Annotated in this window: 14 protein-coding genes and 3 pseudogenes; 5 read left to right on the top strand and 12 right to left on the bottom strand. The window is 67.5% G+C overall.

Annotated elements, in window-relative coordinates:
- Positions 1 to 62: 62 nt before the first annotated feature.
- The 5 genes from OIE69_RS41345 to OIE69_RS41325 all read right to left on the bottom strand — a co-directional run bounded on the left by OIE69_RS41345 (position 63) and on the right by OIE69_RS41325 (position 3,883).
- Positions 63 to 1,643, bottom strand: coding sequence for an IS1182 family transposase (locus OIE69_RS41345; protein ID WP_326581508.1), 1,581 nt, complete (start codon positions 1,641 to 1,643; stop codon positions 63 to 65).
- Between the two features lie 86 nt (positions 1,644 to 1,729).
- Positions 1,730 to 2,512 (bottom strand): IS630 family transposase, encoded by a 783-nt coding sequence (locus tag OIE69_RS41340; protein ID WP_326580619.1) that lies wholly within the window; start codon positions 2,510 to 2,512, stop codon positions 1,730 to 1,732.
- On the bottom strand, positions 2,401 to 2,871 hold the full coding sequence (locus OIE69_RS41335) for a helix-turn-helix domain-containing protein (RefSeq protein ID WP_326580618.1): 471 nt from the start codon (positions 2,869 to 2,871) through the stop codon (positions 2,401 to 2,403). The genes OIE69_RS41340 and OIE69_RS41335 overlap by 112 nt, the downstream gene beginning before the upstream one ends.
- Positions 2,872 to 3,008: 137 nt before the next feature.
- Positions 3,009 to 3,401 (bottom strand): hypothetical protein, encoded by a 393-nt coding sequence (locus OIE69_RS41330; RefSeq protein WP_392567701.1) that lies wholly within the window; start codon positions 3,399 to 3,401, stop codon positions 3,009 to 3,011.
- Between the two features lie 35 nt (positions 3,402 to 3,436).
- On the bottom strand, positions 3,437 to 3,883 hold the full coding sequence (locus OIE69_RS41325) for a transposase (RefSeq protein WP_326580617.1): 447 nt from the start codon (positions 3,881 to 3,883) through the stop codon (positions 3,437 to 3,439).
- A gap of 141 nt (positions 3,884 to 4,024) precedes the next feature.
- Between OIE69_RS41325 and OIE69_RS41320 the strand changes: the two are divergent.
- Positions 4,025 to 4,222, top strand: a pseudogene (locus OIE69_RS41320) (IS5/IS1182 family transposase); the annotation flags it as partial.
- 15 nt (positions 4,223 to 4,237) lie between these two features.
- Here the strand turns inward: OIE69_RS41320 and OIE69_RS41315 are convergent.
- Genes OIE69_RS41315 through OIE69_RS41305 form a run of 3 tightly spaced genes read right to left on the bottom strand, consistent with a single transcriptional unit; the run spans position 4,238 to position 6,090 of the window.
- Positions 4,238 to 4,645 carry a hypothetical protein gene (locus tag OIE69_RS41315; protein WP_313935104.1) on the bottom strand — a complete coding sequence of 136 codons (408 nt, stop codon included), beginning with the start codon at positions 4,643 to 4,645 and terminating at the stop codon, positions 4,238 to 4,240.
- A gap of 22 nt (positions 4,646 to 4,667) precedes the next feature.
- Positions 4,668 to 5,234: a TetR/AcrR family transcriptional regulator gene (locus OIE69_RS41310; protein ID WP_326581558.1), complete on the bottom strand. Its 567-nt coding sequence runs from the start codon at positions 5,232 to 5,234 to the stop codon at positions 4,668 to 4,670.
- 22 nt (positions 5,235 to 5,256) lie between these two features.
- Entirely contained in the window at positions 5,257 to 6,090 is an 834-nt protein-coding gene (locus OIE69_RS41305; RefSeq protein ID WP_326580616.1) for an alpha/beta fold hydrolase, read from the bottom strand.
- Positions 6,091 to 6,378: 288 nt separating this feature from the next.
- On the opposite strand from OIE69_RS41305, the pseudogene OIE69_RS41300 reads away from it, so the two are divergent.
- Positions 6,379 to 7,119, top strand: a pseudogene (locus tag OIE69_RS41300) (transposase); the annotation flags it as partial.
- A 58-nt stretch (positions 7,120 to 7,177) separates the two neighbouring features.
- Here OIE69_RS41300 and OIE69_RS41295 read toward each other — a convergent pair.
- The gene (locus tag OIE69_RS41295) at positions 7,178 to 7,978 is read right to left on the bottom strand and encodes a helix-turn-helix transcriptional regulator (RefSeq protein ID WP_326580615.1); all 801 of its coding nucleotides are present in this window, start codon (positions 7,976 to 7,978) and stop codon (positions 7,178 to 7,180) included.
- Positions 7,979 to 8,065: 87 nt separating this feature from the next.
- On the opposite strand from OIE69_RS41295, the gene OIE69_RS41290 reads away from it, so the two are divergent.
- On the top strand, positions 8,066 to 8,767 hold the full coding sequence (locus OIE69_RS41290; protein WP_392567632.1) for an SDR family NAD(P)-dependent oxidoreductase: 702 nt from the start codon (positions 8,066 to 8,068) through the stop codon (positions 8,765 to 8,767).
- A gap of 474 nt (positions 8,768 to 9,241) precedes the next feature.
- Here OIE69_RS41290 and OIE69_RS41285 read toward each other — a convergent pair whose 3' ends face one another.
- The gene (locus OIE69_RS41285) at positions 9,242 to 9,922 is read right to left on the bottom strand and encodes a formylglycine-generating enzyme family protein (protein WP_326580614.1); all 681 of its coding nucleotides are present in this window, start codon (positions 9,920 to 9,922) and stop codon (positions 9,242 to 9,244) included.
- On the opposite strand from OIE69_RS41285, the gene OIE69_RS41280 reads away from it, so the two are divergent.
- Both OIE69_RS41280 and OIE69_RS41275 read left to right on the top strand, forming a co-directional pair.
- Positions 9,872 to 10,069, top strand: coding sequence for an HAD family hydrolase (locus OIE69_RS41280; RefSeq protein WP_326580613.1), 198 nt, complete (start codon positions 9,872 to 9,874; stop codon positions 10,067 to 10,069). The genes OIE69_RS41285 and OIE69_RS41280 overlap by 51 nt on opposite strands.
- 232 nt (positions 10,070 to 10,301) lie before the next feature.
- Entirely contained in the window at positions 10,302 to 11,585 is a 1,284-nt protein-coding gene (locus tag OIE69_RS41275; RefSeq protein WP_326580612.1) for a tetratricopeptide repeat protein, read from the top strand.
- Between the two features lie 232 nt (positions 11,586 to 11,817).
- On the opposite strand, the gene ltrA is transcribed toward OIE69_RS41275, so the two are convergent.
- Both ltrA and OIE69_RS41265 read right to left on the bottom strand, forming a co-directional pair.
- On the bottom strand, positions 11,818 to 13,608 hold the full coding sequence (ltrA, locus tag OIE69_RS41270; protein ID WP_326578339.1) for a group II intron reverse transcriptase/maturase: 1,791 nt from the start codon (positions 13,606 to 13,608) through the stop codon (positions 11,818 to 11,820).
- A gap of 540 nt (positions 13,609 to 14,148) precedes the next feature.
- Positions 14,149 to 15,014, bottom strand: a pseudogene (locus OIE69_RS41265) (IS5 family transposase).
- Positions 15,015 to 15,042 lie beyond the last annotated feature (28 nt).

Raw genomic sequence — 15,042 nt, 5'->3', positions numbered from 1 at the left:
TAGAAGACTCATGAAGATCTTGGTGAGGGGCTGTCTGGTTGTGGGCTGGACGGGTCCTCGGTCTATGCGGTGGCCGGGCTGAGTGTCCAGGTTCCGTCTGTGTGGGTGAGTCCGAGGTTGATGAGTCGGCGGAGGTTGAGAGCGGCGGCTCGGGTGTGGAGCCAGGTGTTGTTGGCGATGGTGCCGCGGTAGCGCAGGCGGCGGTTGCCGTGCTGGACGAGCCAGGCGACGGCGCGTTCGACCGGTGGTCGCCAGCGGCGGTAGTCGGCCTGCCATGTGGGGTCGGTGGCGGCCTGGTGGCGGGCGGCGGTCTGCAGGTCGTGGTGGGGGCGGATGGTCAGGGTGCGGCCGGCCTTAGCGTTGGTGCATCGCTGACGCAGTGGGCAGTCGGTGCACCGGTCCTTGAAGGCGGCCTTGCGCTGCTGGTGCCGGCCGCCGGGGTCGGACAGGGGGACGGTGTGTCCGGCGGGGCAGGTCACCGTGCCGTGGGTGGTGTCGATGGCGAAGTCGTCGAGGGTGAAGCCGCCAAGGACCGCCGCTCGGAGGGGGGCGGGTTTGAGGAACAGACGGTGACCTGCTTGTTCCAGGGTCTGGCGGGCCTGGCCGGTGGAGTAGGCGGTGTCACCGAAGGCGTCCACCGGTCCGTCTTCTTCGGCGAGCAGGTCCACGCCGACGGTGGCTTCGTGGTGCTCGGGGCCGGCGCCGGGCGTGAGGGTGACGGCGGTGTATAACCCGGTCTCGGGCTCGATCGCGAGGTGGGCTTTGTACCCGTCCTGCTGGTGGGTGCGGGTCTTGTGCACGTGCCGGGACTGCGGGTCGACGGTGGAGACCACCCGGCCTGGTGCGGTCCCTTGGGTGATGCGCCAGCGTCCGTCGCGTCCGTCGGAGTCCTGGGCGGGTTCGACGTCCTGCCCGGAGACAAGGGCCAGGATGCCAACGGCGTTGGCGGCTTTCTCGCCCAGTTCCCGCTCGGGTAGATGCCCCAGCAGTCTGAGCGCGTCACCGACCAGGGCGTCCACGAGATCAGCGCGGGCCTGCTGATCGTTCCAGGCGATCCGTGGTTTGCCCGGGTCGGTGTAGTCGTGCGCGGTGCACTGCACCGCTGCGGCCTGGTCGGCGCCGGGAACCTCGCGGATCACCGCGCGGATCGCGGCGATGAGCTGGGTGACGGTGTCCTGGGTGGCGACCGCGTCGTCCAGCACGGTGGAGTCCAGTGCTCGCCGGTGCTTGCCCTGAAGGACCCCGGTGGCTTTCACCACCTCGCGCACGGCCTCGAAGACCCGGTTCGGCCGCACCGAGCGCGCCAGACGGCGGCGGAAGTAGGCCAGCAGCGACGGATCGAAGGCCGCATCGTGCAGACCGAGCCCGCAAGCGGCCTTCCACCGCAGATCACAGCGCAGTTCCTGGACCGTCTCGAAGTCCGACAGCCCGTGCAGGGCCTGCACCGTGATCGCCGCGGCCAGGATCTGCGGCGGCATGGACGGCCGTCCGTTCGCCGAGGGATACATGTCCGCGAACATCTCCGCCGGGAACAGCGCTCCGCGATGCTCGGCCAGGAACGCGAACACACTTCCCGCCGGAATCAACTCCCGGCAGGTCTCCCACACATCCGGCCCGACCGACTCCCCGGCCCATTCCCCCATCACCACGAAACCGAGTCTGGTCCCACCGCTCACACGGCGGGACCAGAACCCAAGATCTTCATGACTCTTCTAGTAGACTGTCGCAGCTAATGTGTGGGGTATAGGTGGCGGAGTTTGGTGCGTGCGTCGTGGGTGGTGAACTGCCAGTTCACCTGGCGTTGGTCGGTGTTGGTGGTGTTCTGCCAGGCTGAGAGTTCGGTGTTGAGGGTGTCGAGGTCCGCGATGCGGTGGTCGAGGCATTGCCGGGTCAGTGCGGAGAGTTCGATCTCTGCGATGTTGAGCCATGACCCGTGTTTGGGGGTGTGGTGGATCTCGAGGGGTTGGGCCAGGGCGAAGGCCTCGGCTGGTTCGAATGCTTCGTACAGTGAGGCGATGTCGTGGGTGTTGAGGTTGTCCATGACCAGGACCACGGTCTCGGCGTCGGGGTAGTCCTCGGTCAGTAATCGCTTGACCTGGCCGGCCCAGTCGATCCGGGTGCGACGAGGCTGGGCGTCTACTCGGCGCCACCCGCGCAGGGGTTCAACCCACACGAAGATCGAGCACGTGCCGCAGCGGATGTACTCGCTGTCCTGGCGGGCGTCGCGGCAGGGGCGGGCCGGGAGCGGGTCGCGGGCATGGGCGAGGAGTTGGTAGGGCTTCTCGTCCATGCACACCACTGGGCGGGCCGGGTCATAAGGTCGGGCATAGACGGCCAGCACGTCTTCCATCCGGGCCGCGAACTGCGGGTTTGCTCGTGGTGGGATGGTCCAGCACTTCCTCAGATGAGGACGCAGCCTCGTTTTTTTAAGATCCGCCCGATGGTTGAGTGGTCCAGATCGGGGATGCCCTCGACCAGGGCGACGTGCTTCTCCAGCAGCCGCAGCGACCACCGGGCACGGCCTGCAGGAGGCTGGGAGCACGCCAGGGCGATCAGCCGGGCCTCGACTTCACCAGTCACCGGCGAGGGCACCGGCGGGAGATCCCGCGGTTTCCGCTGGATCGTCGCCTCGACGTCACCACCGCTCTCGGCGAACCGCTTGGCCACCAGCCGCAGCGTCTCGCCCGAGACCCCGACCCGGGCAGCGATCGCATCCTGGGAGTCGATCTCACCAGCAGAGGTGTCCAGCGCGAGCAGCACCCGCGCCCGCCTGATCACCGAGGCCGGATGGACCCCCGTCGTGGTCACCCGAACCAACTCATCACGATCGCCCGCGGTCAGCACCACCGGCCTCTTCTTCTGCGAACCCATCACACCAACTCCCGTCCGGCAGAAGGGAAGGAACATCTGCCGGACACCACCATCCCAACCAAATAACCCAGGATTAAGCAACGACACACTACTAGGGGCTGTTCGGGGTTCGGATCATGTGGTTGCGGTCAGGAGTTTCAGCCACATGATCGATCCTCGGAGGTGGAGTCCGGCCTCGAAGCTCGCGGCGTCTTGTCGTAGCGGGTGGCCAGGATCTTCTGGAAGCAACATTCAACGGTGTTGCGCTGTTTGTAGCGTTCGGGGTCGTAGGTGACGAGCCGGCCGCCGGCCGAGCCCTTCTTCTTCTTCCGATTAACCTGCTGGTCGGTCTTCTCCGGGATGACACCGCTGATGTGGCGCCGGCGTAAGTAGGCCCGGTTGGCCCGGGAGGAGTAGGCCTTGTCTGCGCCACGGCGTTCGGTCGGGTGCGGGGGCGGCCGACAGGTCCGGGGATGCGGAACTTGTCCAGCACGGCCTGGAAGCGGGCAGTCCCCGGCCCGTCCGGGGGTGAGGACGAATGACAGGAGCAGTCCGGCGGCGTCGACTGCCGCGTGGATCCTGCTGCTCAGTCCGCCTCGGGACCGGCCGAGCCCGGCGGCGTCCGCCTTGGTCCTGCGGCGGCGACGCGCTGCAGCCCGATCCTCGTCCGAGGCCGCGTCCGCCGTGTCCGGATCGGCAGTGGCTGTTGCCGGATCACCCGCAGCACTGATGGCTGCTGCGGAAGTGGAGCCCCCCTTTCCTCGGTCAGTGCCTGCTCCAGCGCGTCCAGGGTGTCTCCGGCCACCGCCAGCCCAGCCGATTCCTGGTGTGCCCGCACGATCGTGGAGTCCACGCTGACCAGTTCCAGACCGACCTGCCCCCGCGCCGCGGCCTCGGCGATCAACACGTCCATCAGGGACTGGAACACTCCGGCCTTGGCCCAGCCGTTGAACCGGGAGTAGATCACGGACCAGGCCCCGTACCGCTCCGGGACATCACGCCAGCCGGTGCCGGCGCGGAACCGCCAGAGCACCCCGGAGCGTGTCCCGGTAACCAGCGCCCCGCCTGTGTTTCGTGATCATTCGTGCGGGATGATGGCGGTATGCGTGGCGGTGATGGGCTGTTCGAGGTCGAGCCGGTCGAGAAAAGGCAGCCGCAGGTTCGTCCGGCGGTGGTGGACAAGCAGTTCCGGGCGTTCGACCCGCACCAGGTTCCGCTGCTGCCGCCGTCGCTGGACGACTGGCTGCCCCAGGGCCACCTGGCCCGGTTCGTCGCCCTGGTCGACGATGTGCTGGACCTTACGCCGGTCCTGGCCGACTACACCGAGAAGCGCGGCTATCCGCCCTACGACCCCAGGTTGATGGTGCGGCTGTGGACGGGGAGTCGGTCATGACGACCTTCCAGGTTGCGCTCCGGTGGGGTTACCCGGCGCGCTGAGCAGCCAGCGCCAGCGCGGTTGTTCGGTGACTGTCACGGTCAGGCACAGCACGGTCGCCGCTGTGGCAGCCCACCAGGGCCAGAGCGCCCACGTTGCCGCTGTGGCGGCTGCGAGCTGCATCAGCACCAGGAGGATCGTCACGATACCGGGCACCAATACGGGCGTGCCGCCGCCGGGCCTGTCGCCCGGCGTACTGAAGACCGCGGGCAGCCCGATGAGTATCACCACGGCGCCGATCGCCAGGGCTATCGAGTGCGGCCACAGGGCCCAGGGAGCGCCCACCCACGCGATGAGTTCGGTGAGGAATCGCAGTGCCCCTCGGGCATAGTCGTTCTGGGACGGATTCTTGTCGATCACAGTAGTGGCCGCCTGTCGTTTGTCATCGCGTGGGCGCTGCGGGCCCGGGGGTTGGCGTGGTGGCCTGGAGTCCTTGGTCGATGAAGGTGATCATCCAGGTGAAGCTGTCGTCGGCGTCTGTGTCGTACTGGAAGCCGCCTGCGACTTCGAGGGTCGAGAACCCGTGCAGCATGCTGCGCAGCATCCGCAGGGCGTGGATCTCCTGGGCGGGGTCCAGGTGGTATCCGCGCAGCACGGCGGAGAGGGAGCTGAGCGCCCGGTTGCTGGCTGGGATGAACGGGTCGTCGGGCCCGTCCGGGCGGGCACTGTTGACTGCCGCGTACCGGCCCGGATGTTCACGCACGTATGCGCGCATGGCCTGCGCGGCGGCGGCGAGGGCGTCGCCGCCGGCGCGGCCCTGCGTTGCGTCGCGGATGGCGTCGCCGAGCTCGGTCGCGGCCAGGATGGCGATCCGGTGGGCGAGGTCGGCCTGGCTGGTGACGTGCTTGTAGAGCGAGGGGGTCTTGACCCCGAGCCGTTCGGCGACCAGGCCCATGCTGAGCTGGGCGAACCCGATCTCGTCGACCAGCATGGCGCCGGCCTCGGTGATCGACGCCGGGGACAGTCCGGCCCTAGGCAAGGGTCAGCGTCCTGGCCAGGAAGGGCAGGGCCAGCGCGACGACCTTCTCGGGTGTCTGGGCGTGCATGTAGTGACCGGCACCCTCGATGACCACCAGTTCGCCGAGGCCCTGGGGCAGGTCGGCGATGATCCGCTCGCCCTCGGCGCGCGGGTCGGCCCAGTCGGGGTCGGCGCTGCCCTCGATCACCAGGACCGGGCAGGCGACGTTGGGCAACTGCGCGCCGGCGTCGGCCGCGGACTGACACATTGCCTGCAGAACCTTCATCCGGCCGGGCTCGCTCATCTTGGCCTCGATGCGCGCCAGTTCGCTGTCCCAGTCGGCGGGCTTGACCGGGTACGCCAGGTCGAGGTACCTCTTCCAGGCTGGCAGACTTCCCAGCAAGGCGACCCGCCCCATCAGAGTGGCACCGGCCCGGTAGCGCTTCACCCGCACCAGTCCGCCGAGGTCGTTCAGCTGTTTGCGGGTGAACGGTGCCAGTTCGATGACGCCGGTGATCAGGTCGGGCGCGGTGGCGGCCGCGATGGTCGCGGCTCCGCCGCTCATCGACTGGCCGATGATGACGGCCGGGCCCCCGAGGTGGCGCACCAGGGCGACCAGGTCGCCGGCGATGTCGGAGCGGCTGTAGCCGTCCCAGCCGAGGCTGGAGTCGCCGCAGCCACGCACGTCGACGTTCGCAACCCGGTAACCGGCCGCGGCCAGGGCCGGAGCGACGAAGCGGTAGGAGTGCCGGCTGTCGCCCAGGCCGTGCGCCAGAACGACGAGAGGGCCCTTACCAATCAGGTCGTAGGCGATGGTGTTGTCGCCGATGGTCAGGTGCTCGGTCATGACTTCCCCCATGGGAGTTGGCTAACTACATTAGCTGCAGGCTAGTGACGTTAGCCGCATGTGTCAACGCAGCTCCCCGATCATCGGCTGGTTCCAGCACCCGAGGGTGGCGGAGTAGCGCTGGGCGGCGGGGCAGCTGCCCGGCGCGTAGTCGTTGGTTCCAGCAACCGGCAACCCGCCTACGTTTCGTGATCATTCATGCGGGATGATGGCGGTATGGGTGGTGGGGATGGGCTGTTCGAGGTCGAGCCGGTCGAGAAGAGGCGCTCACAGGGTCGTGGGGCGGCGGTGGACAAGCGGTTCCGGGCGTTCGACCCGCACCAGGTCCTGCTGCTGCCCCCGTCGCTGGACGACTTGCTGCCCCAGGACCATCTGGCCCGGTTCGTCGCCGACCTGGTCGACGAGGTCCTGGATCTGGGGCAGGTCCTGGCCGACTGCACCGAGAAGCGCGGCTACCCGCCCTACGACCCCAGGTTGATGCTGCGGCTGCTGATCCACGGCTACACCACCGGGGTCCGCTCCTCACGGGCGATCGAGCGCAAGTGCGCCGACGACATCGCGTTCCGGTTCCTGGCCGCCGACCAGGCCTCGGACTTCCGCTCGATATCGCGGTTCCGCCGCCGCCACCTGGACGCCCTCGCCGACCTGTTCACCCAGTCCCTGCACCTCGCGCAGAAGCTGGGCATGGTCAAGATGGGCCGCGTCGCCCTGGACGGCACGAAGCTGGAGGCCAGCGCCTCCAAGCGCAAGGCGATGAGCTACGGCCGACTGGTCGACGAGGAGGAACGGATCGAAGCCGAGATCGAAGCCCTGGAGGCCCAGGCCGCCGCTCTGCTGGCCGACGCCGAGCACGTCGACACCGCCGAGGACCACACCTTCGGCAGTGACGGCAAGGACACCGACCTGCCCGCCGAACTCGACCGCCGCGAGAAGCGCCTGGCCAAGCTGCAGGCCGCCCGCGCCCGGATCGAGGCCGAAGCCGCACAGAAGGCACGCGAGCACGCCGAGGACAAGGAATGCCGCCGCCAGAAGCGTGAGCTGCCCGTCACGTGGCCCCTGCTCGTTGACGGCACTCTCGGGGCGGGCCTCAAGGCCGGGTGGACAGGCGGCGCAGGGCGCGGGCGGTCGGTGTGTCGGGGTCGGCCGTCATGAACAGCACTTGCTGGTCGTCCTCGGGGAGATTGAGCACGTCGCAGTTGAGGCGAAGCTCGCCGAGTTCGGGGTGGACCAAGGTCTTCATCCGGTGCCCGGGGATCCGCAGCGGGTGGGAGGCCCAGATCTCGCGGAACTCCGCGCTGTTCGCCGTGAGGTCCGCCAGGAGGCCGGACAGATTTTCGTCGTGGGGGTAGCGGTCGGCGGCGGTGCGCAGTCGGGAGACGACGATCTCGGCGAAGTCCTCGTGGCCAGTGGTCAGGACCTGCTCGCGGAGCAGGAAACGGCGGTGCGCAAGGTTCGGGCGCCGGTCCAGGTCGCCGAGCAGTGCTTGGGCCAGCGGGTTCCAGGCCAGGACGTCGTAGTTCGCCGCGGTGACCAGGGCGGCGGTGTCCGGGAGCCGGTGCAGCAGGTCGGCAATGTGCCTGCGCACGCGCCGCGGGGGTGCCGTGGGCGGCTGGGGGGTCTGGCCGGCCAGCTGGAAGAGGTGAGTGCGCTCGGCCGGAGCCAGTCGCAGCGCAGCCGCGAGGCCGTCGAGGATCCGCGGGGAGGGACGCGGCCCGCGCGCCTGCTCCAGGCGGACGTAGTAGTCGACGGACATGTGCGCCAGGTCCGCGATCTCTTCCCGGCGCAGGCCGCCGGTGCGGCGCCGGGGCACCGCGGGCAGGGCGACGTCCTCGGGGCGCAGTCCCGCACGGCGGTCGCGCAAGAAGCGGGCCAGTTCGTCTCGGGCCACAGGGCATCTCCTCGGGCTGTGTCTTCCTGGTATCGATTGTCCCTGGTCGCGTGCCGGGCCGGCGGCGAGGCTGGTGGCATGGCAATCTTGACTGCGCTGGTCACCGGCGCGAACAAAGGGATCGGCAAGGAAATCGCCCGCCAGCTCGTCCAGGCGGGACTGACCGTCTACGTCGGCTCGCGGACCGCCGAACGTGCGGAACATACCGTCGCCAACATCGGCAGTGACGCGAGGCCTCTGGTCCTCGATGTCACCGATCCCGTGAGCATCGCCTCGGCGGCGGACCGTATCGCCGCTCTGGACGTCCTGGTCAACAACGCGGGCGTCTCCCCCGCTGAGGGTATGGGCGCGCAGGACGAGGACGTCGATACCTTCCGCCGGGTCTATGAGACGAACGTATTTGGCGTGGTGGCGGTGACCAACGCGCTACTGCCGGCCCTGCGGCGCTCCGCCCACCCAAGGATCGTGAACATCTCCAGCGGGACCGGTTCGCTTGCGGCCGCCGCCACCGAGCACTCCGGGTACCGGGGTGCCTTCGCCTCCTACCGCTCATCGAAGGCGGCCCTGAACGCGTTGACCCTGTTCTATGCCCAGAGCCTTGCCAGCGACGGATTCAAGGTCAACGCCTTGGCACCTGGTCTGCGACGAACCGATCTGAACGCCGCCGCCGCGGCTGCGGGCGGGGACCCGGCCGAGGCGGCCGCCGGCGCGGTCCGGCTGGCGACGCTGCCTGACGACGGACCCTCCGGCGCGTTCTTCTCCTGGGACGGAACACCGGTCCCCTGGTAGCCGCCCCATGGTCATCGGCAAGGCACACCGCGCCACCGGGACCCCTTCATCTCTCGGGTGAGGCTTCCGGCGCGCCGATCCACTCCTGGACTGGCGAGCGATGTCACCGCGATGGGCTCCGCTGGCGTCCGGCTGGGGACTCGGCGCGAATCCCGGTGGCCTCGAAGGACACGCGCTTGCCCTGGCCGGCGAGTACGACCGCGTTCCCGCCGAGGGCGGCGGCGGTTGTGGGCCGGCCGGACCAGCCGTCCGCCTCGACGTTCTTCACGCCGATGCAGACCAGGACGGACTGTCGCGCCAGGCTGGATCGGGTGCGCGGGGCGGCGAGGCGGCGAGGCGTGTTCGCGGTGGAAGGATCAGTGGACGCGTGAGGTGGAGTTGTCGGGCAGGGTTGTCCCGTGTACGGGAAGGAGAGGTGCGCCATCCGTTGGCGGAGGCCGCGGAGGTTGCGTTCGCGGCGGGCGGAAGCGGTCGTCACGCGTTGGAGCGCGCGACGCGGAAGCCCACGTCGTCAACGCGGAACGTCGGGTGGCTGCGGCGCCGCGCGGAGGCCCGGCGACTCCAGCGCTCGTCGAACCAGCCGCCCCCGCGGAGAACCCGGTAGGTGCCGTAGACCTCGGCGTCGTAGACGTCCCAGCACCAGTCCCAGACGTTGCCGAGCATGTCGTAAAGACCCCACGGTTTGGGGTGTTTGCCGCCCACGGTGTGGATGCGCTCGCGTGAGTTGCCGCGGTACCAGGCGATCTCGTCGAGTGGCGCGTACTGCGGCCCGGTTGTACCGGCACGGCAGGCATACTCCCACTCGGCTTCGGTCGGCAGCCGGTACCCGTCGGCGGATGCGTCCCACTCGACGCCTTCCGTGTCGGCAGGGAGGTGGTGGGCGGGCGTGAACCCGTCGTGCAGGGAGAGGGCGTTGCAGAAACGTGCGGCGTCCCACCAGGAAACGCACTCGACGGGAAACCGGTAACCGCGGGCGGTGCTCGGCCTCTGGCCGGTGATGTGTGCGTACAACGACTGGGTGACCGGGAATGCCGCGAGTTGGTAGGGCGCAAGCTCGACCGACCAACTGCGCTGCGTCCGCCGGGTGAGTACCTCGGTGAGCCGGTGAGTACGGACGAAGTTCTGCTCATCGGCGACACGCCCGCCGACGTCCACGCCGCTCTGGCCATCGGCGTGCCGCTGCTCGCCGTCGCCTCCGGCCGCAGCGTGGAGGAAGACCTGCGCAACGCCGAGGCCGCCTGCATCCTGCCGGACCTCACCGACGTCAGCGCGGTCCTCGCTGACTTCTCGTGGAACGGATGAACTCCAGGAACGCGGCGCCGACGCCGTCCTGGTGGCTGCTTGCCCGGCCCGTGAAGCGGACCGCGCTGCGGCCGTGATCCGTCCCACGCTGGGCAGGGGCCGTACAAGGCCCGGGACCTCCGGGGGTGTGACGTCATATCCATCATGACAGGTCAGCGCGGGTTTTCGTAGGATGAACGGCACAGCTCCCCGGCCTTGTTCGGCCCGCTCGGGCGCGCCCAGAATCTCCGCTGTGAACCTATGGGGGAGAGTCGATGAGGACGACATCGTGCGGGCGCGGAATGTCCTGCTCGCATCGGGACGCCGGACCGCGCGCGAGGAGGTTGGTGCCTACCGGATCCTCGCCCAGGTCAGCCCCGCCTCGTACCTGCCGCGCTTGGTCAAGGCGTTGCTGCGTATGACGTACGACACCAGTTCCGGCCGCAAACATCCCGCGTCCCTCGCACTGCACGAAGAGGCTGTGGCCGTGGCGCGGTCCATCGATCCGGCCGAAACTGCCCGTGCGGATCTTCTCTACGAGGCCCTCGACGGGTGCCAGAGAGAGCTGTACGACCTGGGCCGGCGCGCCGAAGGGCTCGCCATGCGCGCCGAGATGCTCGCCATCGGCCGTGCACAGGCCGAGATGTCCGGAGCCCCTGCGGTCAGGGGACTGCACACGTGGGCTTCCGGCCTGTCCGAGGAGGGCCGGTATGCCGAGGCTGCCGATGCCATGACCGAGTTGGTCGCGGCGATCCTGCCCGACGGTTTCGGCAGCGGATCTCTCGCCTGGTCACTCGTGGAGTGGATCGCCGCTCTCCACGACGCAGGTCGGTGCGACGAAGCGCTCAGCGCGTTCGGGACACTCGTCACCCTGGAAGCCTCCGAGGCCGCGAACGACCGCGGCTCGATGGCGTGCCACCTCTACACGCTCATCGGGTACGCGCAGCTGCTCGACACCTACGGCCGAGGGGAGCAGGCTGCCACTGTGCGTCAGGAGGCCCTCGCGTTGCTGACAGAGCTGGCCGACACCGGTGAGCGGAAGACCTGGAGTGGCTATCAGGCGGCGTTTTGGGCGGTCCTGCTGTTCTTCTCAGGTGCCGACAGTGATCGGTCGCTGTCCGGTGAACCACATCCCCCCTTGGCGACGGCGCCCGGCCAATGGTCGCCCGATGTCAGGCGGCGCTACTTCGAGAGCCGTGACGCCCTCCGTGAGGAGGTCGACGCCCTTGCGCCGCAAGCCACCGAGCATCCCGACCGGCATCTGGCCGAACTGGTCCGGCTGCACCGGGTCCTCACCGTCCGCTCCGCCGTGTACTGGCAACACCGCACGCACCTGTTCGCGGAGCGCGTGCGCGCCCTGTTCGACGACGGAGTCGGCCTGGCCCGTCAGCTGTCTCTGCACGACCCTGAAGACGGGACGCGCACACTCGCAAGGATCCTGATCGACCGCTCGACCTTCCATGTCGCCACACACGAGTTCGATGCCGCGCGGGACGACTTCCATCAAGCCCTGAGCCACCTGGGGGAGGTCGACTGAGCGGGCCCACCGACAACCGCGGCAGGGAGGTGCGTCGTCACGGCGGTCTGCTTCTCTAGAGCCTGTCGTCAAACGTCAGGCCCACATCAGCAGGGATGCGAGGGTCACGGCGGCCTGGAAGGCCTGGGCGGTCTTGTCGTAGCGGGTGGCGATGCCGCGCCATTGGTCGGGTAGCCGGGTCACGTTGCCGTGGCCCGGCCCCCTCAGAACCGGACGTGCCTGTTTCCAGGCATCACGGCTCAAGCAAGCCCGGAGGCTTCACAGGTTCTGCTGTTCTCCGAACGCTGTCGCCTGCGTGGTGCTGGCGATGGCATTCCGAGTGGACGAGTCGAAGGTTCTTGCTCTCATCAGAGCCGCCATGTCGCCGGTAGGTGAAGTGGTGTTTGTGCAACCGCTTCTTCATCGCGTCGAACCATTCGATCCACTCGCGTGGACTGTCGGGCTCGTATTCCGCGCCGACGATGAGCGCTTGACGACACAGCGGGCAGATTCCCTTCTGGCGGGCTGCCAGGGTAAGGCTGATCTTGTCCATCGGTGGCGGTGTGCGCGTTTGGCGGCGTTGACTCCAGTAATCACGGAGTTCAGGGTCGTCAGGTGACGATTTACCCCTGACCAACTGGTGCCGTCTGATGTTGGTCCATGCGAACTTGGGGAGGTGTGCCCCTGTGGCGCGGTCCCCGAAAACCCAGTTGTTCATCTTGGACCGGTTGAGCCTGCCGAAGTACTTGTTCACGATCCAATGCTTCGACTTCTTCGGGTGGGTGCGCTTAGCCCACTTGTAGGTGAGCGTCCACACATAGCTGTCCAGTGCCGAGAATGTGCGACTGGACACCACCGTCCGGTAATACGCGGACCAGCCCCTGACGACAGGGGAGAGTCGACGCAGTACGACTGTGATGCTCTGTCCGAGCAGGGCCTGCATCTCAGATCTCAGTCGGTTCCGGACTCTCTTGACCGCGTCCTTGCTGGGCGTGATGATCAGGTTGTCGCCATGGCGGCGGATGTTGAACCCCAGGAAATCGAACCCATCCGAAAGATGGAGGATCCGTGTCTTCTCTTCATTGAAGCGAAGTCCTCGGGGTTGCAACCATTCGGCCAGACGCGACCTGACGGTCTCCGCTTCCTCCTTGCTCGTGCAGAACACGGCAAAGTCATCGGCGTAACGCACCAGGATCGGAGTTCCTTTCGCAGCCCACATGACTTTTCCTTTGCGGGTGGCGAATCGGACTCCTGCGGTTTCCTCCATTCCGTGCAGAGCAATGTTGAGCAACAAAGGACTGATCACACCGCCCTGAGGGGTTCCCTCATCGGTCCGGGTGAAGCGTCCGTTGTCGACCACGCCAGCCTTCAGCCACTGCCGGATCAATTCCCTGGCTGGGAATTGCCCGACGGCGTCGAGCAGGTGGGGATGGTCGATGCGGTCGAACGCGGCAGCCAGGTCGGCGTCCAGTACCCACTGGCGCTTGGCGGCCTTGCCCTTCGCGGTGCTGAAGATCGCCTGGATGGCGTCGTGGCAGCCGCGGCCCGGCCTGAATCCGTAAGAACGTGATTCGAACCGGGCTTCCCACTCTGGTTCCAGCGCGTTTTTCACTCGTGCTTGGATCACCCTGTCACGCATGACGGGGATGCCAAGTGGTCGTTGCTTTCCGTTGCTCTTCGGGATGTAGACCCGCTTGACGGGCCTGGCTCGCCAGGGCTGTGTCTGGCCGTCGATTTCAACTGCCATTCGTGCTCTCGCCTGGGGAGTGAGGGCACGTTCCCTGTCGATGCCAGCCGTTTTGCGGCCCCTGCTCTGCTGTGTCACCCGCTTCACGCTCACTAGCGTGTTGCTGCGGCTTCTCAGCATGAGCTTTTGCAGATTGCGGACCTTCTTAAGGTCCCCTGCCTGTGTCGCTTTGAAGATCCTCTGTCTCAGACGCCGTACGTTCTCCTCGGCTCCGGCCCAGTCGATGCTGTGCCAGTCGAGACGTCCGTCCTGGGGTCCGTTCGCTATGGAAGGCCCAGCAGGCTTGGATAACTCCAACTGTAAGTTCCTCCTCGCGTCTAACTTGTCCGCCAGGTTCTGACTCTTTACTCGGGATACTACAAAGGCTCACCTGGTCCACGTGGGCACCCTTTCAGGTCGGGTCACCAGGACCCGTATCCGGCGAGTTATAGCAAGAGGCGTGAAGGTCGCCTCCGAGTTTCCTCTGATCTTTCGATCTACCGGCATTCGCTTCTTGGACCATCCTGTTCCCGCTGGAGAGTTGGGCCTCCCTCGCGGTTGGCTTACCGGGCTGTGACCCGGACTCCATCGGGGTTTCCACGTTCCACACACGTAAGTTGCGACTGGGGTGGGTGCCCCCTCTATCCCGGAACCGGCGGTGTCCTCCTTCCGGTCTCAAATCTCCGGAAGTCGCCTGACGCCTCTCAGCGTCGGGTTCTGTAGCTGCTGACTGCAGACCACCAGGCAGCTTCAACCTTACGAGACATCAACGGGGGTTCACGCGGTTCACCCGTCCAGCCCTTCCCTCGCCTGTTGTTACCCGGTGGTCGGGGAACTCTTGGGCTTGAACGCTCAGCTTCACACCCCGCCGTTACCGACGACGCACGTGAGCGCGGGAACGGATACGGACACTAATCCGGGGTCAGCACATCTCTCCTTCCTTCGGCCTTCCCACTTAACGTGTGCGACTTCGTGTCGCACCTTGAGGCGGTTGAAGCAGCGTTCCACGACGTTGCGACGTTTGTAGACCGCCTTGTCGAAGGCCGGGGGCCGTCCGCCGCGTCGACCGCGGCGGAGCCGGTTGCGGATCTGATCGGCCCTCTCGGGGATGGTGTGGGCGATGCCTCGCTCCCGCAGCCAGGTGCGGATGGCTTCGGAGCTGTAACCCTTGTCGCCGATGACGTGCGAGGGCCGGATCCGGGGCCGGCCGGGTCCGATCCGGGGCACGCGGATGGCCTGCATGACGGCGGTGAACTGGGTGCAGTAGTTGGTGTTGCCGCCGGTGATCGTGAAGCCGAGCGGGCGGCCCAGCCCGTCGCAGGCGAGGTGGATTTTGCTGGTCAGACCGCCCCGGGACCGTCCGAGCGCCGGGTTGTGGAGCCCCCTTTTCGGGCCCCGGCGGCATGCTGGTGGGCCCGCACGATGGTGGAGTCGACCGACACCATCCAGTCGACGGCACCGGCTGCATCTGCCTTCGCCTGGGCTGCCCGCAGCATCCGGTCGAAGGTGCCGTCGGCTGCCCACCGGCGGAACCGCGTGTGCAGGGTGGCCCAGGACCCGTACCGCTCGGGCACATCCCGCCAGGCGGACCCGGTCCGGAACTTCCACACGATCCCGTTCAGGACCATCCGGTCGTCCAGCCGCTTCCGCCCCGATGCCGCACGCGGCAGCAGCGGCCGGACGAACTCCCACTCGATGTCAGACAGTTCATGGCTACGTATCACCAGACCATGATCCACCAGTCAAGATCGT

Source organism: Actinacidiphila glaucinigra (assembly GCF_035918135.1).
GTDB lineage: Bacteria > Actinomycetota > Actinomycetes > Streptomycetales > Streptomycetaceae > Actinacidiphila > Actinacidiphila glaucinigra.
Note: the sequence above shows the minus strand (reverse complement) of the source record. Positions and strands in the feature narration are given on the sequence as shown.

Bases quoted from the DNA above. Each gene is read 5' to 3' on its own strand.
- OIE69_RS41345 (WP_326581508.1), bottom strand. From the start codon at position 1,643: ATGGGGGAATGGGCCGGGGAGTCGGTCGGGCCGGATGTGTGGGAGACC.
- OIE69_RS41305 (WP_326580616.1), bottom strand. From the start codon at position 6,090: ATGACCGAGCACCTGACCATCGGCGACAACACCATCGCCTACGACCTG.
- OIE69_RS41335 (WP_326580618.1), bottom strand. From the start codon at position 2,871: ATGGGTTCGCAGAAGAAGAGGCCGGTGGTGCTGACCGCGGGCGATCGT.